We start from the raw sequence: 17,977 nt of genomic DNA, 5'->3' as shown, positions 1-17,977 counted from the left end.
GCGGTCCCCTCCGTCCACCCCTCCCACAGGAAGGCACTTCCCGTGTCCTCAGCACCCCTGCACCTGGCCGTCGCCCTGGACGGCGCCGGCTGGCACCCGGCCGCCTGGCGCGAGCCCGTCTCCCGGCCCGGCGAGCTGTTCACCGCCGGCTACTGGGCCGATCTGGTCGCCGAGGCCGAACGCGGCCTCCTCGACTTCGTGACCATCGAGGACTCGCTGGGCCTCCAGACCCCGTACGACAGCCCGTACGACGGCCCCGACGAACGCACCGACCAGGTGCGCGGGCGGCTGGACGCCGTGCTCGTCGCGGCCCGGATCGCACCGCTGACCCGGCACATCGGCATCGTGCCGACGGTGGTGGCCACCCACACCGAGCCGTTCCACCTCTCCAAGGCCGTCGCCACCCTGGACTACGTGAGCGGCGGCCGGGCGGGCCTGCGCGTGCAGGTGACCACGCGCCGCAACGAGGCCGCCCACTTCGGCCGCCGCACCTTCCCGGTGCTCGGCGAGGCGGGCTACCGGTCGCCCGCCGGGCAGCGGACCGCGCGCGAGGTGCTGGACGAGGCCGCCGACTACGTCGAGGTGGTGCGCAGGCTCTGGGACAGCTGGGAGGACGACGCGGAGATCCGGGACGCGGCGACCGGCCGGTTCGTCGACCGGGAGCGGCTGCACTACATCGACTTCTCCGGCCCGCACTTCAGCGTCAAGGGGCCCTCGATCACGCCCCGGCCGCCCCAGGGCCAGCCCGTGGTCAGCGCCCTGGCGCACGGGGACCTGCCGTACCGGCTGGTGGGCAGGGCCGCCGACATCGGGTACGTCACCGTGGGCGACGCCGGGCGGGCCAGGGACGCGGTCGCGGAGATCCGCAAGGAGCAGTCGGCGGCGGGCCGCGCCCAGGAGACGCTGCACGTGTTCGGCGATCTGGTGGTGCTCGTCGACGAGGAGCCGGGGGCCGCCGCGGCCAGGCTGGCGCGGCTGGACGGCGTCGCCGGGGCCCCGTACCCGAGCGACGCCCCGGTCTTCACCGGCACCTCCGCCCAACTCGCCGACCTGTTGGAGGAGTTGCGGGAGGGCGGGCTGACCGGGTTCCGGCTGCGGCCCGCCGTGGTGGGGCACGACCTCCCGGCGATCACCCGTGGGCTGGTGCCCGAACTCCAGCGCCGGGGCGTCTTCCGGACGGCGTACGAGGCGGACACGCTGCGCGGGCTGCTCGGGCTGCCCCGGCCGGCCAGCCGCTACGCACCGGCCGCGCACTCCGAGAACGCGGCCGTCTCCCCCGCCGACGCCGCCCCGACCCGCTGAGCCGGAAGGACCTCCGACCATGAGCAAGCCAGTCAAGCAAGTCCACCTCGCGGCGCACTTCCCGGGCGTCAACAACACCACCGTGTGGAGCGACCCCGAGGCCGGCAGCCACATCGAGTTCCGTTCCTTCGCGCACTTCGCGCGGACCGCCGAGCGCGCCAGGTTCGACTTCCTGTTCCTGGCCGAGGGGCTGCGGCTGCGCGAACAGGGCGGCAAGCTCTACGACCTGGACGTGGTGGGCCGCCCCGACACCTTCACCGTGCTGTCCGCGCTGGCCGCCGTCACCGACCGCCTCGGTCTGACCGGCACCATCAACTCCACCTTCAACGAGCCCTACGAGGTGGCCCGCCAGTTCGCCTCGCTCGACCACCTCTCCGGCGGGCGCGCCGCCTGGAACGTGGTCACCTCCTGGGACGCCTTCACCGGCGAGAACTTCCGCCGCGGCGGTTTCCTGCCGCAGGAGGAGCGCTATTCACGGGCCCGGGAGTTCCTGGCCACCGCCAACGAGCTGTTCGACTCCTGGCGCGGTGACGAGATCGTCGCCGACCGGGACGCGGGCACCTTCCTGGGCGACGCGCGGGCCGGGAGCTTCGCCCACCGGGGGCAGCACTTCGACATCGAGGGGCGGTTCAACGTCCCACGCTCCCCGCAGGGCCGTCCGGTGATCTTCCAGGCCGGTGACTCGGAGGAGGGGCGCGAGTTCGCCGCCGCGCAGGCCGACGCGATCTTCAGCCGGTACGCGACCCTCGACGAGGGCCGGGCGTTCTACGCGGACGTCAAGGGGCGGCTCGCCCGCCACGGCCGTACCCACGACGAGCTGCTGATCCTGCCCGCCGCGACGTTCGTGCTCGGCGACACGGACGCCGAGGCGCGGGAACTGGCCCGGGAGGTGCGCCGGCAGCAGGTCAGCGGCGCCACCGCGATCAAGCACCTGGAGTTCGTCTGGAACCGCGACCTGTCGGGCTACGACCCGGACGGACCGCTGCCGGACATCGACCCGGACCCGGGCGAGCACACCCTGGCGCGGGGCCGCGCCCAGGTCCGGATGTACCGCGACCCGCTGGCGGTGGCCCGCGAGTGGCGGGAGCGTGCCGCCGCCAACAAGTGGTCGATCCGGGACCTGGTCATCGAGACCGGCAACCGCCAGTCCTTCGTCGGCTCCCCGGCCACGGTCGCCGAGGAGATCAACACGCTCGTCCAGGAGGACGCCTCCGACGGGTTCATCCTCGTCCCGCACGTCACCCCGGGCGGTCTCGACGTCTTCGCGGACACGGTCGTCCCGCTCCTCCAGGAGCGCGGTGTGCACCGCACGGAGTACGAGGGCAGCACGCTGCGCGACCACCTGGGCCTCGCCCATCCGGACGTGCGGGCGCGCGCCCGGGGCGGGCAGGACGGCGCGGAGCCTTCGGCGGCGGGCCGGGTGGCCTCGTGAAGTTCCTGGCCATCACCCTGATCGTGCACGCGCCGCACCCGGTGACCGGGGTGCGCAAGCCGACCCGGGAGCGCTTCCGGGAGGTGGTCGACAACGCGCTGCTGGCCGAGGAGCTGGGCTTCGACGGCTTCGGCGTCGGGGAGCGGCACGAGCGGCCGTTCCTCTCCTCCTCGCCGCCGGTCGTCCTGAGCCACCTCGCCGCGCTCACCTCCCGGATCAGGCTGTTCACGGCCGTCACCACGCTCAGCCTGCTCGACCCGGTGCGGGCGTACGAGGACTACGCGACGCTGGACCACCTCTCCGGCGGGCGGCTGGAGCTGATCGTCGGCAAGGGCAACGGGAGCGCGCAGCGGGATCTGTTCGCGGTGACGGCCGAGGACCAGTGGGAGCGGAACGCGGAGAGCTTCGAGGTGTTCCGCAGGCTCTGGCGCGAGGAGCGGGTGACCGCGCGGACCCGGTTCCGGCCGCCGCTGCGGGACGCGGAGGTGTGGCCCAGGCCGCTCCAGCAGCCGGTCCGGGTCTGGCACGGCAGTGCGACGAGCCGGGAGTCGGTCGATCTCGCCGCGCGCCACGGCGACCCGCTGTTCTCGGCGAACGTCAGCAACCCGATCGGCCCGTACGCCGAGTTGATCCGGTACTACCGCGAGCGCTGGGCGCACTACGGGCACGATCCGGCCGCGCTCGCGGTGGGCGCGGGCACGGCGGGCTTCTGCGCGGCCCGCACCTCGCAGGAGGCGCTGGCGGCCTACCGGCCGGTCTTCGAGGGGAACCTGGCGTTCCAGCGGAGCCTGGGGCTGGATCCGGTGTTCTTGACGCTGGAGGACTTCGTGGAACGCAGCTCGGCGCTGATCGGCAGTCCGCAGCAGATCGTCGACAAGGTGCACAGGTACCACGCGGAGTTCGGCCACTCGGTGCTCCATCTGAACGCCGACGCGAGCGGGCTGACGGACCGTCAGCACCGCGATTCGCTCGCCCTCTTCCAGTCGGAGGTGGCCCCGGTGCTGCGCCGCGAGATCCCCGACCCGCCCTTCGCCTGGGGCCCGGTCGGCGCACCGGCCACCCCGGTTCACAGCCCCGGCCCCGACCCCGGCCCCGTCTCCGTCTCCGTACCGACACCGGCGCCCGCGGAGCACTGACCGCTGCCCGCTGCCCGCTGCCCCCAAGACCTTTGACCGCCCGACCGACGGACGGCCCGACCTGCTGACCGACCGACCGAGGAGACCACCCCATGTCCGGCATCCCCCTCTCCGTCCTCGACCTGATACCGATCTCCTCCGGCTCCACCGCCGCCGAGGCGCTGCGCCGCTCCATCGACCTGGCGCAGCACACCGAGCGCTTCGGCTACGCCCGTTACTGGTTCGCCGAACACCACCTCAATCCGGGGGTGGTCGGCGCCTCGCCCGCCGTCGTGATCGCCCTGACCGCCGCCGCGACCTCGACCATCCGGCTCGGCTCCGGCGCCGTACAACTCGGTCACCGCACCGCGCTGTCCACGGTCGAGGAGTTCGGGCTGATCGACCTGCTGCACCCCGGGCGGATCGACCTGGGGCTCGGACGTTCCGGCGGGCGTCCGCCGGGCGGCACCGCGGCGCCGCGGCCGACCGCGACCCCGGTGGTCGACGGGTTCACACCGAACGGGCTGCGCGTTCCGCCCCGGTTCTCCTTCGACAACGTGCTCGGCTCGCCGCGCGTGGCCGTCCAGCGCACCCTGCTCCAGCAGCCGGACGCCACGTCCCAGGACTACGGCGAGCAGGTCGACGACATCCAGGCGCTGCTGGCGGGCACCTACCGCAGCCCGGACGGCATCGCGGCACGCGCCGTCCCCGGCGAGGGTGCCGGTCTGGAGCTGTGGGTCCTGGGCAGCAGCGGCGGCGAGAGCGCCGAGGTCGCGGGCCGGGGCGGGCTCCGCTTCGCGGCGAACTACCACGTCAGCCCCGGTACGGTGCTGGAGGCGGCGGAGGGCTACCGGGCCGCGTTCCGGCCCTCGGACGAACTCGACAAGCCGTACCTGATCGTGTCTGCGGACGTGGTGGTGGCCGAGGACGACGACCGCGCCCGCGAACTCGCCACCGGTTACGGGGTCTGGGTGCGCAGCATCCGCAACGCGGAGGGCGCAATCGAGTTCCCCACCCCCGAGGAGGCCCGCGCGCACGTCTGGTCGCAGGAGGACCGGGCGCTGGTGCAGGACCGGCTGGACACCCAGTTCGTCGGCTCGCCCGCGACGGTCGCCGACCAGCTGTCCCGGCTCCAGGAGGCCACCGGCGCCGACGAGTTGCTGATCACCACGATCACCCACGGCCATGCGGACCGGGTGCGGTCGTACGAGCTGCTGGCCGAGGAGTGGGGCAGGCGGTGACGCACGGGGGCGTGCCCCGGGCGGCTCCCGGGCGTCCGGAGTCTTCGTCCCTGGCCGGACCGCTGTGGAGCGGCCCCTCATAGGGCGGGTGTAGACCGCCGGGCGAGCGTGGCGGCAACTCCGCGTCGGCGCAGCGCCCGGGGGGTGCACCGATGCGCTCCGCCCCGGGACGCACCGGCGCGCCCACCCAGAGGAGAGTCATGGCCGGGCAGGAACACGAGACGCGGTTACCCCTTTCGGCGGCACAGGCGGGCGTCTGGTTCGCCCAGCAGTTCGATACGAGCGGGTCGATGTACAACATCGCGGAGTACATCGAGATCACCGGCCCGCTCGACCCCGGGCTCCTCTGCGTCGCGGTACGGCGCGCCTACGCCGAGGCGGAGGCCGCGAAGGTGCGCTGCGGCGAGGACGACACCGGGCCCTGGCAGCAGCCCGTCGAGGGGGACGGCGGGGGCCGGGACGCCATGTCCCGGCTGGACCTGACCCGCGAGCCGGACCCGCTGTCCGCGGCCCACGCCTGGATGGACGCCGATCTGGCCGTGCCGGTGGACCTGTCGGGCGGCAAGCACCTGTTCACCCAGGCCGTCCTCACCCTGGGGCCGCAGCGGCACCTGCTGTACCAGCGCTTCCACCACCTGCTCCTCGACGGTTACGGCGGCTTCCTGCTGACCCGGCGGGCCGCCGAGATCTACACCGCGCTGCGGCAGGGCACCACCGTGCCCGCGAGCCGGGCGGGCGGGCTCGCGGAACTGCTCGCGGAGGACACGGCGTACCGCGCCTCCGCGGCGCACGCGGAGGACGGGGAGTTCTGGCGGCAGCAGATGGCCGGCCTGGGCGAGCCCGCCGGTCTCTCCCGGCGCCGGGCACCGATGGCGCCGGGCGTCCGCCGCGACTCCTGGCACCTGCCGCCGCGGGAGTACGAGCGGCTGCGCAGGACCGCCCAGTCGTTCCGGACGTCCTGGAGCGTGCTGATGTTCGCCGCGCTCGCCGCGTACACGCACCGCGTCACCGGCAGCGAGGACGTCGTGCTGGGCATGTCGGTGGCGGGCCGCAGCTCCGTCCTGGCGAAGAACACCCCGGGCATGACCGCCAACGTCGTGCCGCTGCGGCTGCGGGTGCGCCCGGAGACGACGCTCGCCGAGCTGATCGGGCAGGTGAACTCCCGGGCCAGGCAGGCATTGCGGCACATGCGCTACCGGTGCGAGGAGCTGCGCCGCGACCTCGGTCTGATCCAGGAGCACAACCGGCTGTTCGGGCCGCAGATCAACGTCATGCCGTTCGACTACGGGCTGCCGTTCGCGGAGGCGCACGGCGTCTCGCACAACCGGGCCGTCGGCCCCGTCGACGACTTCATGGTGGCGGTGTCCGTCCGGGGCGAGGGCCTGCAGATCGTGTGCCACGCCAACCCGAAGATGTACGGCGCCGACGAACTGGCCGTGCACCGCACCGGCTATCTGGGCGCGCTGCGCGCCGTCATCGACGCGGACACCGCGCCGCACCGGCGCGTCGGCGCGATCGACACGGTCGGCGCCGAGGGGCTGCACGCGATACGGGAGTGGACGCGCGCGGGCGGTGAGGCGGAACCGGTGCGCCACACCGATCTGGCCGCGGCCTTCGCGGAGCGGGCACGCCGGGACCCGGACCGCGTCGCCGTCTGCGCGGGCGACGAACGGCTCGGCTACCGCGAACTCGACGCCCGCGCCGACCGGCTGGCCGCGCACCTGGTCCGGCGCGGCGCGGGCCCGGGACGGTACGTGGCGGTGTCGCTGCCCCGCTCGGCCGACCTCGTCGTGGCCCTGCTCGCCGTCCTCAAGTCGGGTGCGGCGTACGTGCCGGTCGACCCGGACCTCCCGGCCGGGCGGATCGGCTACATCCTGTCCGACGCCCGCCCGGCGATGGTCGTCTCGACGGCGGAGCGGGCGGACGGGCTGCCGCCGGGGGGCCCGCCGGTCGTGCTGCTCGACGACGTACCGGACGTACCGCACGACCCCGAGTCTGCTGACGATACGTCAGTTCCGTTGCCGGACGCGGTCCGGGACCCGGGGCGGCCCGCCTATGTGATCTACACCTCGGGGTCCACCGGCCGTCCCAAGGGCGTCGTCGTCACGCACGCGAACGTACTGGCCCTGATGGGCGGGGCGCAGCAGCTGTTCGGCTTCGGCGCGGACGACGTGTGGACCATGTACCACTCGTACGCCTTCGACTTCTCCGTATGGGAGTTGTGGGGTCCGCTGCTGCACGGCGGGCGGCTGGTGGTCGTGCCGTACGGGGTGAGCCGGTCGCCGCAGGACTTCCTCGACCTGCTCGTACGGGAGCGGGTGACAGTCCTCAACCAGACGCCGTCCGCGTTCCAGCAGCTGACCCGCGCCGACCGGGAGGACCCGGCGACCGGTGACCGGCTGGCCCTGCGCTACGTGGTGTTCGGCGGCGAGATGCTGGACCTGGACCGGCTCGGCGACTGGTACGAACGGCACGCCGACGACGCGCCCGCACTGGTCAACATGTACGGCATCACCGAGACCACCGTGCACGTCACCCACGCGGCGCTGGACCGGCGGCTGGCGGCGAGCGGCCGGGGCAGCGTCATCGGGTCCGGGCTGCCCGGCCTGGAGACGCATGTGCTCGACAGCGCCCTCCGGCCGGTCGCACCCGGGGTGGCCGGTGAACTGTACGTGGCGGGGCCGCAGTTGGCGCTCGGCTACCTCGGGCGCCCCGGGCTGACCTCGGAGCGGTTCGTCGCCAGCCCGTTCGGGGCGGCGGGGAGCAGGCTCTACCGCTCCGGGGACCTGGCCGAGTGGACGCCGGACGGCCGGCTCGTCTATCTGGGCCGCTCCGACGCGCAGGTCAAGCTGCGGGGGTTCCGCATCGAGCCGGGCGAGATCGAGGCGGTGCTGCGCGAGCACGAGGCGGTGGCCGACGCGCGGGCCGTCGTGTGCCGGGACGCGGTGGGCGACTCGGTGCTGGCCGCCTACGTGGTGCCCGCACCCGGTGCCGACGACCGGACGGCCGCGCTGCGCCCGTGGCTGCGCGAACGGCTGCCGGCCTACATGGTCCCCTCGGCGATCGTGCTGCTGGACGCGATCCCGCTGACGGGCAACGGGAAGCTGGACGTCGCCGCGCTGCCCGCCCCGGTCCCGGACGCGCGGCGGACCGCGCCCGCCGTGGCACCGCGGAACGCGGCGGAGTCCGCGCTCGTGGAGGTGTGGCGGGAGTTGCTGGGCGTGCCGGACGCGGGCATCGACGACGACTTCTTCGACAGCGGCGGCGACTCGTTCAAGGCGGTGACGCTCGCCCGGCGGGCGGGCGGCGGACGGCTGTCCGTGGTCGACGTGTTCCAGCACCCCACGCCGCGCCGCCTCGCGGCCCGGCTGCGGGTCGCCGAACCCGAGGAGGCGGGGCGGTGGCTGCACCGGCTCGTCCCCGACGACGGGCGGCCGGTGCGGCGGGCGGTGGTCTGCATCCCGTACGGGGGCGGCAGCGCCACCGCGTACCAGGCGCTGGCGACCCACCTGGCGCCCGGCAGCGTGCTGTGGTCGGCGGCGCTGCCCGGCCACGACCCGGTGCGCCCCGAGGAGCCCCTGGTCGGCTGGGCCGTGGCCCGCGACCATCTGGTGGCGGAGATCGCCCGGCTCCGCGCCGCCCACCCGGACGTCCCCGTCACGGTCTACGGCCACTGCGTGGGCACCGGTCTGGCCCTGGCCGTCGCCCGGCGGCTGGAGGACCTGGACCTGCCCGCCGCGTCCGTCTGCCTGGGGGCGGCACTGCCCCGGGCGCAGGAGGGCGATCTGGACGACGCCGAACTGCACGCGTTCCTGAGCGGCCTGGGCGGCTTCGAGGGCGCCCTGGACCAGGAGGACCTGCGGCGCGTACTGACCGTGGTGCGCCACGACATGGCCCAGGGGGCGGCGCTGCTGCGCGAGGCGTCGGCGGGCTGGAAGCGGCTGCGCACCCCGGTCCGGGTGGTCATCGGCGACGCGGACGCGGCCACGGAGGGCTACGAGAGCGGCTATCTGGCGTGGCAGCGGTTCGCCCGCGACGTGACGCTGGAGGTCGTCCCGGGCGGCGGCCACTACTTCGTCAAGAGCGAGGCGCGACGGCTGGCGGAGGTGATCGGGTAGCCCATCGGCCCCGGCCGGGCGGCGGCCTCACCCGGCCTGGGCCGGGCGGGGTCATTCGACCGCGGCGAAGAAGCCCGCCACCTGCTGGGGCGTGGGGTGGGCGTCGGTCGCGGCCTCGGCCGCGGCCACCTCGGCGCTGCGCGGGAACAGGGCCCCTTCGTAGACGGCGAGCGCGGTCTCGACGTCGCCGGGGTGCGCGGCGAGCGCCCGGCCGAGTTCGGCGCCGTCCTGCATGGCCAGGTTGGCGCCTTCGCCGTTCGGCGGGATGAGGTGCGCGGCGTCGCCGAGCAGCGTGACCCCCGGCACCCGGTCCCAGCGGTGCCCGACCGGCAGCGTGTGGTGCGGGCGCAGGACGGGCACCGTGTCGCTCTCGCTGATCAGGGCGGTGAGTTCCGGCGCCCAGCCGTCGAACTCGCGGGCGATCCGCGCGGTGGCCGCGGCGGTGTCGGTGAAGTCGACGGCGGCGAACCAGTCCTGCGGCCTGGCCAGGCTGATGTAGGCGTGCAGGGTCCCGCCGTGCTCGCGGTGCGCGGAGATCCCCTGCCCGCTCCCGTCCTGGTCGAGGGCGAACAGGGCCCCGCCGCCGACCGCCTTCGCGGCGGCGGGGTGGCGGGTGTCCGCGTCGTACAGGAAGGTCTCGACGAACGACGTGCCGACGTACGCGGGGGTGGCGGCGGAGAGGAGGGGGCGTACCCGTGACCACGCCCCGTCGGCGCCGACCAGCAGGTTCGTGACGGCGGTGGTGCCGTCCGCGAAGCTCACCTCGTACGGCCGGCCGTCGCCCCGCTCACCGAGGGCGCGCACGCCCACGGCCTTGTGGCCCCACCGGACGGTGCCGGCCGGGAGCGAGTCGACGAGGATGCGCCGCAGTGCGCCGCGCGGCACCTCGGGGCGTCCGCCGGTGCCGTCGTCGGGCTTGTCGAGGTGGACGGTCCCGTCCCGGTCGAGCACCCGTATCGCCTGCCGGCCCGGCAGCACGATGCGGTGGAACTCGTCGGTCAGCCGGGCTTCCGCGAGGGCGGGTTGGCCGTTGTGGTCGTGGATGTCGAGCATCCCGCCCTGGGCGCGCGCCGTCGGTGAGGCCTCCGCCTCGTAGACCGTGGCCGGGATGCCGTGGACGTGCAGGACCCGGGCGAGCACGAGGCCGCCGAGGCCGGCCCCGACGATCGTGACGTGCGTTCCGGACGTGCCGTGGGTGCGCATGGCGACTCCTCACACGGGGCGCGCCTGCCGGACGGGCTGCGGCGCACCTTCTCTGGAATACCGTTCCAGCGCCACTCTGGAACAGCGTTCCAGTGATGTCAAGGAGAAGCTGGAACGGGGTTCCAGGGCTGTGCCAGGATGTGCGCATGGCAACCAGGACGCGTCGCACCGAGCGACGGGAGGAGCCGCTCTCCCGGGAGCGGATCGTCGAGGCCGCGATCGAACTGCTCGACACGGCGGGCGAGGGCGGGCTGACCTTCCGGGCGCTCTCCGAGCGTCTGGCCACGGGTCCCGGGGCGATCTACTGGCACGTGGCGAACAAGGGCGAGCTGCTCGGCGCCGCCACCGACGCGGTGGTGGCCGCCGCCCTGACGGTAGACCCCGCCGGGGCGCCCCCCTCGCCCCGGGACGGCATCCGCCTTGTCGCCCTCGGGCTGTTCGAGGCGTCGGAGGCACATCCGTGGCTCGCCACGCAACTCGCCGCCCAGCTCTCCCGGAGCCCCGCGCGGACGGTGGCGCCGCGGCTCTTCGAGAGCATCGGCCGCCGGGTGAGCGACCTGGGCGTGCCGCGGGAGGACTGGTTCACGGCGGCCTCGGCGCTGATGCACTACATCCTCGGCGCCGCCGGGCAGAACGCCGCGAACATCGCGGCCACCCGTTCCCTGGGGCCGGGCGAGGACCGCGCCGGGTTCCTCGACGCGGTGTCCCGGGCGTGGGAGGCGCTCGACCCCGACGACTACCCGTTCACCAGGGCCGTCGCCCGGCAGGCGCGCGAGCACGACGACCGCGCGCAGTTCCTCGACGGGCTCGGCCTGGTCCTGGACGGTGTGACCGCTGCCGCGGCGCGGCCCCAAGCCTGAGAGGATCGGGGCACGTTCACCGCTCGCACCACTCGTCACTCGTACAGGAGGCGTTGATGTCGGTCCGTCGTGTCGTGCCCAACATCCGGTCCACGGACATGGAGAAGAACCGGGACTTCTACGGTCTGCTGGGCTTCGAGGAGGTCATGAACCACGGCTGGATCATGACGCTCGCCTCGCCGTCCGCACCCGGGGCGCAGGTCAGCGTGATGGCGCGGGACGAGACCGCGCCGGTGTGCCCGGACCTGAGCGTCGAGGTGGACGACGTGGACGCGGCCTACGCGAGTGTGCTGGCGAGCGGCGCGGAGATCGTGCACCCGCTGCAGGACGAGGAGTGGGGAGTACGGCGGTTCTTCGTCCGGGACCCCGACGGCCGGGTGGTCAACGTACTGGGTCACCGGTAGCCACTGGCCACCGGTGACCCGGGCACGACGTCCGCCGCCCCGTCTCACGCCCCCAGCGCGATCAGTGCCGCCACCGCGGGCCCGAAGGCACCGCCGAGCTGGTAGCAGAGGTTGAACAGGCCGATCGCCGTGGGACGTTGGGCGGACGGCAGGCTCTGGGTGCCGTACACCGAGAGGGTCGCCAGGCCCCCGCTGGTCGCGAGGACGGCCAGCACCGCGACCAGCAGGAGCAGCGGCGGCCAGGGGCCGAGTACGGCGAGCAGCGGGGCCAGCGGGCCGACCGTCAGCAGCACCGCCAGCACCTTGCGCCGCCCCAGCCGGGCGGACACCGCGGCCAGCGCCATGGACAGCGCGGAGCCGACGAGGAGGGCGACGAGCTGGCCGGTGCCGATGACGGACGTCGACCAGTCGGTGCGCTCCCGCAGCAACTGCGGGACGGTGAACAGCAGAGTGAAGTACGAGGTCGCCAAGGCGCAGGAGAGCAGGGCGTACACGACGTACGTCCGGTTGCGCAGCAGCGCCGCGGGGACGAACCCGTGGGGGTGCGAGCGGATGTGCAGCGCCAGCAGCAGGGCCGCCACCAGGGCGGCGGCCACCGCCGGGAGCGGGTGACGCGGCACGAGCACCAGGGCCGTGGCCAGCAGGACGAGCAGCGTGGCGCCCCGGCCGTCGAAAGGGTTGCTCCGCGGCGGCGCGGACAGGTCGGCGTGGCGCACGACCGCGGGGAGGGCGAGCAGGGCGAGGCATCCGACGGCGAGGGCCGCCCGCCAGGAGACCGCGCCGGCGACCGTCGAGCCGAGCAGCGGGCCGACCGCGCCCAGCGTGCCGAACCCGGCCGTGATCACGCCCATCCGGCGGACCGAGCCGGCCAGGCTCATCGCCACGGTGACCAGGCCCGCACCGCCCGCCGCCTGGGCCGCCCGGCCGGCCATCGCGAGCGGCAGCCACGGCGCCACTGCGACGGCCGCGGTGCCGGTCAGGATCAGGGCGGTGCTCAGCCGGAGCACGCTGCCGAGGCCCCTGCGGCGCAGCAGTCCCGCCATCAGCGGGGTGCCGACGGCCATGGCCCAGGCGAACGCCGTGACGAGCCAGGTGGCCGTGGCCGTCGGGACGCCGAGGGCGCCCGCCATGCCGGGGAGGATCAGCACGGGGCTGTTGGCGCTGGCGGCGATCGGGGTGGCCAGCAGGGCGAGCCACCCGACGGGCACTTGGTGCGCCTTCGCCGGCCGCGGCGCCTGCTCGGGCGCCTGCGCCCGCTCAGGTCCCGGTGCCCGCTCAGGCACCTGCGCCCGCCCTCGTTCCCGCGACTGCTCTCGGGAGGGGTCCGCACCGCTGCGAATGGTCAGGGCCATGACAGTCTCCGGTTACTGATAAGGGGTTGAAGGGGGGGTGGATCCGGGGGGCGCACCGCCGGGTACGAACGGTCGCGCCGCACCTCAGACCGTCGTGACGACCTCGTCGTACGCGAGTCGCGGCGAGCGCGGGTACCAGGCGTCGGCGCCCGGCCGGCCGATGTTGACGACCATCAGCGGCGTGTGGTCGTCGTCCAGGAACTCCTTGCGCACGGCAGGGAAGTCGAATCCGGTCATCGGTCCGGCGGCCAGCCCCGCCGCACGCACGCCGAGGAGGAAGTACCCGGCCTGGAGCGTGGCGTTGACGAGGGCGGACTCCTCGCGGACCGGACGCTCGGCGAAGAAGAGGTCCTTGGCCTGGGGGAAGTGCGGGAGCAGGGCGGGGAGTTCCTCGTGGAACTCGTTGTCGGCGGCGAGTATCGCGACCAGCGGCGCACTCGCCGTCTTCGGGCGGTTGCCCTCGGCCATGTGCGCCACGAGCCGTGCCCGCGCGTCGTCGGAGCGGACCAGGACGATCCGCAGCGGCGACTGGTTGTAGGCGGTGGGGGCGTACTTGATCAGGTCGTAGACCGCCTGGATCTGCTCCTCGTCCACCGGCTCGGCGGTGAAGGTGTTCGCGGTGCGGGCCTCGCGGAAGAGCAGGTCCTGGGCGGCGGGGTGCAGGGGAAGCCGGGCGTGGAGGGCGTGCTCGGACATGGCGTGCTCCTGTCGTTCAGCCTTGATAATCTCAACGTTGAGACAAATAAAGCAGCGGACCCTCTCAACGTCAAGTGTCTTAACGTTGAGAAGGTAGCCATTGAGAGGAGTGCGGCGATGAGCGACGCCGTGGACGCGATCATCGAGCAGTGGGTCACCGAGCGCCCCGACGTGGCGGACGACCTGTGGCCGGTACAGCTCTTCGCCCGGGTCCAGCGGCTCGGCCAGCTGGTGGAGAAGTCCGCGAAGGCGGTGGCCGCCACCTACGGCGTGGAGCGCGGCGAGTTCGACGTACTCACCACGCTCCAGCGCTCGGGTCCGCCCTACGCGCTCACCGCGGGCGCCTTCATCAAGGCGTCCATGGTGACGTCCGGGGCCATCACCAACCGCATCGACAGGATGGAGGCCAAGGGCCTGGTCGAGCGGGTACGGGACGGCGACGACCGGCGCACCGTCAGGATCCGCCTCACCGAGCACGGCCACGAGGTCACCCGGGCCGCCTTCGCGGGCCATCTGGAGAACTACGCGCAGCTCCTCGCCGGCGTGGACCGCGAACTCGTCGCGGAGGCGGGCGACCAGTTGCGCAAGGTGCTGGAGACGCTCGGCGACACCAGCATCAAGTAGCCCCCGGCCGGATCCCAACCACGTTCGCACGCGCGGGAGTTCACTCTCACGGGCGAGCGCCTAGGATCCCACCATGGGACGCTCGGGGCCGGTCGAACCGCTGGTGGAACCCCTTACGGACGGGGTGGTCGCCCTGCGGCCGTGGCGCGTCTCGGACCTCTCCGCCGTCGCCGCGGCGAGCCACGACCCGAAGACCCGCCGCTGGCTGGACGACCCGCCGATGGACGAGTCGGCGCGCAGCACGCGGATGTCCCGGGGCGAGGAGGCGTGGCGAACCGGCCGGGCGGCCCCGCTGGTGATCGCGGACGCGGTGAAGGACGAGCCGGTCGGGGTGATCAACCTGCAGTTCCGGGACGACCACGTGGGCACCGTCGCCTACAGCGTGTTCCCCGGCCTGCGCGGCCGGGGCATCGCCCCCAGGGCCGTGACGCTGCTCGCCGGGTGGGCCCTGAGCGACCGCGTCGGCCTGACCCGGCTCCTGCTGGAGGCCGACGCGGAGAACACGGCCTCGGTCCGGGTCGCCGAGAAGTGCGGGTTCCGGCCGGCCGGCAGCCGCACCGAGGCGGGCGCCGGCGGCCCTCGGACGCTGCTGGTGTTCGAGTACACCGGGAGCTGATCCCGGGCACGGACGGCCCCGGGTGCGGCTGTCGCGGCGCGGCCCGGTAGGTGCCGGGCGCCGGCGCCGGAGTGATCCGGCGGGAATGCGTGCCCGGTCCCGCTGGGTCATGGTGGGTATCCAACCGGCCGCCCCACTGCCCCGAGGAGTGCGATGTCACCGACCGGCGGGTCCTCCCCGAAGTCGCCCCTGAACGTGTCCCCGCGGCTGATCGCCGGGGTCGTCATTGCCGCGCTGGCCATCTGGTTCGTCCTGATCAACACCAGCAAGGCCCGCATTCACTTCTGGCTCGTGTGGGCCGAGGCGCCCATGTGGTTCGTGCTCGCCGCCACCTTCGCCGCGGGAGTGGTGACCTCGATGCTCCTGGCCCGGCGGAAGAAGTAGCTCCACTCCTCCCCCACCGGTTCACCCCAACGGCCCCACGCGGCCCACCCGCCCCGCCCGCAACGAGGGGGCGGGTGCGGGAGCGCCGGGCGGGCCTGATGCACTGTGCTGCGCGCACATCCGCGCACGCAGTCCGCAGCCGAGGGGGAGCACCGTATGCACCGCGACACGTCCTGGGACCCGTCCCCGGTCAGAGGCACTGTTCAGCTGACCGCGCAGTTCCTGCTGACCGTCGTGTACGCGCCGTTCCACTGGGCGCTGTGCCTGGTGCTCGTGCTGGGGATCGTCGTCGTGGGAATGTTCCTGGAGATCATCAGCTGGATACCCGGCGTGGAGACCGGGTTCATGAAACTCATCGACGCGGTGTTCACCGTGGTGCCCATGTGGCCGCTCTGGTTCGTGACGCTGCCCGAACTGCGGCACGAGGGCGACGAGGAGTTCTACCGGGAGCGGGTGGAGCGGCAGCTGACCCGGCACCTGAGGGCGAAGGCCCCGCAGCGGACCCTGCACGTGGGACGCCGCAAGTACCGTGCGCTGGGAGCGGGTTACGTCGTCGAGGCGGCCGGGCGGCACGGCTGGGAACTGTCCCCGGGCGCCCGGTCCGACCCGTGGCGCGAGGTCGAGCTGGTACGCCCGCCCGCCCTGGACGGTGCGGCGCCCTCCGCCGCGGGAGCCGCACCCTCCGGCAGCCGCTAGCCGGCCGTCCGCATCCCCAGCGCCGCCGCACCCGCGTACCGCGCGCTGTCGCCCAGCTCCTGCTCGATGCGCAGGAGCTGGTTGTACTTGGCCGTCCGGTCGGAGCGGGACAGCGAGCCGGTCTTGATCTGTCCGCAGCCGGTGGCCACCGCCAGGTCGGCGATGGTGGTGTCCTCGGTCTCGCCCGAGCGGTGCGACATGACGACCGTGTAGCCGGCCCGGTGGGCGGTGCCCACGGTGGCCAGGGACTCCGTCAGGGTGCCGATCTGGTTGACCTTGACCAGGACGGAGTTGGCGACGCCGGTGCGGATGCCGTCGCGCAGCAGGGTCTCGTTGGTGCAGAACACGTCGTCACCGGTGAGCTGGCAGCGCGCGCCGACCCGTGCGGTCAGGTCCCGCCACCCCGTGAGGTCGTCCTCGGCCATCGGGTCCTCGACGGACACCACCGGGTAGGCGTCGATCAGCTTGACGAGGTGGTCGGCGTGCTCGGCGGGGGTGCGGCGCACCCCTTCCCCCGCGTAGTCGTAGACGCCGTCGCGGAAGAACTCCGACGACGCCGGGTCCATCACCAGCCCGATGTCCGTGCCCGGCCGGTACCCGGAGCGCTCGACGGCCGCCACCACGAAGTCGAGCGCCTCCTCGGCGGTGCGCAGGGCGGGCGCGAAGCCGCCCTCGTCGCCCACGCCCGTGGAGTGCCCGGCGGCCAGCAGGTCGCGGCGCAGGGTGTGGAAGATCTCCGACCCCATCCGGACCGCCTCCGCGAAGGTGTCCGCGCCGATCGGGGCGATCATGAACTCCTGGAAGTCCAGCGGATTGTCGGCGTGCGCGCCGCCGTTGACGATGTTCATCATCGGTACGGGGAGCAGCCGGGCGTCCGTCCCGCCGACGTACCGGTAGAGGGGCAGCCGGTGGGACGCCGCGGCGGCCTTGGCGGTCGCCAGGGAGACGCCGAGGATCGCGTTGGCGCCGAGCCGGGACTTGGTGGGGGTGCCGTCCGTGGCGACGAGCGCGGCGTCCAGTCCGGCCTGGTCCTCCGCCTCGCGGCCGACGACGGCCGCCGCGAGTTCCGTGTTGACGTGGCGTACGGCGAGGTCGACGCCCTTGCCGTGCCAGCGGCTCCGGTCGCCGTCGCGGAGTTCGACGGCCTCGCGGGCACCGGTGGAGGCGCCGGAGGGCACGGCGGCCCGGCCGAGCGAGCCGTCCGCGAGTTCCACGTCCACCTCGACGGTGGGGTTCCCCCTGCTGTCGAGTACGTGGCGGCCGGTGACGGCGGTGATGGCGGTCATGGGAGGTCCTTCCCGTTGTCGCGTGCCGGGGTCCGGCTGCGACGACGGTGGCGCTGGACCCGGCGCGGCAGACTCTACAGCAAGACTGTGCAGTTTTGCTGCGCAGCTCTGCTGTTCAGTTGTGCTGCGCAGTTGCTCTGCGCAGCTCACCTGCGCAGGTGTGCTCCACACCCGGGATAAAGTGCGGTATGCCCCTCCCGGAATCCGCCGCCGTCGCGGCCGAACTGCGCACCGCGATCGGAAAGCTCTCGCGGCGCGTGAAGCTTGAGGACCAGATGCCGCTCGGCCAGGTGGCCGTCCTCGGCTCGCTGGACCGCAACAGCGCCATGACGACGAGCGAGCTGGCGGCCGACCAGCGGGTGCGCCCGCAGTCCATGGCGCGCGCCGTCGGGCTGCTCGTGGAACAGGGGCTGGTCACCCGCCGCGCGCACCCCACCGACGGCCGCAAGACCCTGGTGGAGCTCTCGGCGGCGGGCCGCACCCTCCTGGAGGAGGAGCGCGGGCGCAGGGCCGACTGGCTGGCACGCGCGATCGAGGCGGAACTGTCCGGTGCGGAAAGGGAGTTGCTGGCCCGCGGCATCGGCCTCGTCGAACGGCTCGCCGCGCACAAGGACTAGCGACCGCCCGGTCCCGGCGCGACCCGCCGGA

16 protein-coding genes are annotated in these 17,977 nt (G+C 73.8%); 12 read left to right on the top strand and 4 right to left on the bottom strand.

From position 1 onward, the window contains the following. The first annotated feature begins 42 nt into the window (after window positions 1-42). The 5 genes from ACFYVL_RS21250 to ACFYVL_RS21230 all read left to right on the top strand — a co-directional run bounded on the left by ACFYVL_RS21250 (window position 43) and on the right by ACFYVL_RS21230 (window position 9,208). Entirely contained in the window at window positions 43-1,302 is a 1,260-nt protein-coding gene (locus tag ACFYVL_RS21250; protein ID WP_389246982.1) for an LLM class flavin-dependent oxidoreductase, read from the top strand. A gap of 19 nt (window positions 1,303-1,321) precedes the next feature. Beyond that, complete coding sequence (locus tag ACFYVL_RS21245; protein WP_389246980.1) at window positions 1,322-2,734, top strand: NtaA/DmoA family FMN-dependent monooxygenase; 1,413 nt, start codon at window positions 1,322-1,324, stop codon at window positions 2,732-2,734. After that, entirely contained in the window at window positions 2,731-3,870 is a 1,140-nt protein-coding gene (locus tag ACFYVL_RS21240; RefSeq protein ID WP_389246978.1) for an LLM class flavin-dependent oxidoreductase, read from the top strand. The genes ACFYVL_RS21245 and ACFYVL_RS21240 overlap by 4 nt, the downstream gene beginning before the upstream one ends. Before the next feature lie 92 nt (window positions 3,871-3,962). After that, the gene (locus ACFYVL_RS21235) at window positions 3,963-5,090 is read left to right on the top strand and encodes an LLM class flavin-dependent oxidoreductase (RefSeq protein ID WP_389246976.1); all 1,128 of its coding nucleotides are present in this window, start codon (window positions 3,963-3,965) and stop codon (window positions 5,088-5,090) included. Between the two features lie 200 nt (window positions 5,091-5,290). Then, complete coding sequence (locus ACFYVL_RS21230) at window positions 5,291-9,208, top strand: amino acid adenylation domain-containing protein (protein ID WP_389246975.1); 3,918 nt, start codon at window positions 5,291-5,293, stop codon at window positions 9,206-9,208. 51 nt (window positions 9,209-9,259) lie between these two features. Here ACFYVL_RS21230 and ACFYVL_RS21225 read toward each other — a convergent pair whose 3' ends face one another. Next, window positions 9,260-10,411 (bottom strand): FAD-dependent oxidoreductase, encoded by a 1,152-nt coding sequence (locus tag ACFYVL_RS21225; protein WP_389246973.1) that lies wholly within the window; start codon window positions 10,409-10,411, stop codon window positions 9,260-9,262. 146 nt (window positions 10,412-10,557) lie between these two features. Here ACFYVL_RS21225 and ACFYVL_RS21220 point away from each other — a divergent pair, with 146 nt between their 5' ends. Together ACFYVL_RS21220 and ACFYVL_RS21215 are read left to right on the top strand one after the other, a co-directional pair. Next, a complete protein-coding gene (locus ACFYVL_RS21220) occupies window positions 10,558-11,271 on the top strand; it encodes a TetR/AcrR family transcriptional regulator (RefSeq protein ID WP_389246971.1) in 714 nt (237 codons plus the stop codon). A gap of 56 nt (window positions 11,272-11,327) precedes the next feature. Next, the gene (locus ACFYVL_RS21215; RefSeq protein ID WP_389246969.1) at window positions 11,328-11,675 is read left to right on the top strand and encodes a VOC family protein; all 348 of its coding nucleotides are present in this window, start codon (window positions 11,328-11,330) and stop codon (window positions 11,673-11,675) included. 44 nt (window positions 11,676-11,719) lie between these two features. On the opposite strand, the gene ACFYVL_RS21210 is transcribed toward ACFYVL_RS21215, so the two are convergent. Together ACFYVL_RS21210 and ACFYVL_RS21205 are read right to left on the bottom strand one after the other, a co-directional pair. Continuing rightward, window positions 11,720-12,883, bottom strand: a complete 1,164-nt coding sequence (locus tag ACFYVL_RS21210; protein ID WP_389246967.1) for an MFS transporter — start codon at window positions 12,881-12,883, stop codon at window positions 11,720-11,722. A 228-nt stretch (window positions 12,884-13,111) separates the two neighbouring features. Next, on the bottom strand, window positions 13,112-13,723 hold the full coding sequence (locus ACFYVL_RS21205; RefSeq protein ID WP_389246965.1) for a malonic semialdehyde reductase: 612 nt from the start codon (window positions 13,721-13,723) through the stop codon (window positions 13,112-13,114). A gap of 117 nt (window positions 13,724-13,840) precedes the next feature. On the opposite strand from ACFYVL_RS21205, the gene ACFYVL_RS21200 reads away from it, so the two are divergent. From ACFYVL_RS21200 to ACFYVL_RS21185, 4 genes are all read left to right on the top strand, one after another. Continuing rightward, window positions 13,841-14,347: a MarR family winged helix-turn-helix transcriptional regulator gene (locus tag ACFYVL_RS21200; protein WP_389246963.1), complete on the top strand. Its 507-nt coding sequence runs from the start codon at window positions 13,841-13,843 to the stop codon at window positions 14,345-14,347. 73 nt (window positions 14,348-14,420) lie between these two features. Next, a complete protein-coding gene (locus ACFYVL_RS21195) occupies window positions 14,421-14,963 on the top strand; it encodes a GNAT family N-acetyltransferase (RefSeq protein ID WP_389246961.1) in 543 nt (180 codons plus the stop codon). A gap of 153 nt (window positions 14,964-15,116) precedes the next feature. Further along, window positions 15,117-15,347 (top strand): LapA family protein, encoded by a 231-nt coding sequence (locus ACFYVL_RS21190; protein ID WP_389246959.1) that lies wholly within the window; start codon window positions 15,117-15,119, stop codon window positions 15,345-15,347. 156 nt (window positions 15,348-15,503) lie between these two features. Next, a complete protein-coding gene (locus tag ACFYVL_RS21185) occupies window positions 15,504-16,043 on the top strand; it encodes a hypothetical protein (protein WP_389246957.1) in 540 nt (179 codons plus the stop codon). Here the strand turns inward: ACFYVL_RS21185 and eno are convergent. Next, a complete protein-coding gene (gene eno / locus ACFYVL_RS21180) occupies window positions 16,040-17,329 on the bottom strand; it encodes a phosphopyruvate hydratase (RefSeq protein WP_389246955.1) in 1,290 nt (429 codons plus the stop codon). The genes ACFYVL_RS21185 and eno overlap by 4 nt on opposite strands. A gap of 188 nt (window positions 17,330-17,517) precedes the next feature. Between eno and ACFYVL_RS21175 the strand changes: the two genes are divergently transcribed. Next, entirely contained in the window at window positions 17,518-17,946 is a 429-nt protein-coding gene (locus tag ACFYVL_RS21175) for a MarR family winged helix-turn-helix transcriptional regulator (RefSeq protein ID WP_389246953.1), read from the top strand. The last annotated feature ends 31 nt before the right edge of the window (window positions 17,947-17,977 follow it).

The organism is Streptomyces sp. NPDC004111 (genome assembly GCF_042874215.1).
Taxonomy (GTDB): domain Bacteria; phylum Actinomycetota; class Actinomycetes; order Streptomycetales; family Streptomycetaceae; genus Streptomyces.
This window is presented reverse-complemented; position numbering and strand designations above follow the sequence as displayed.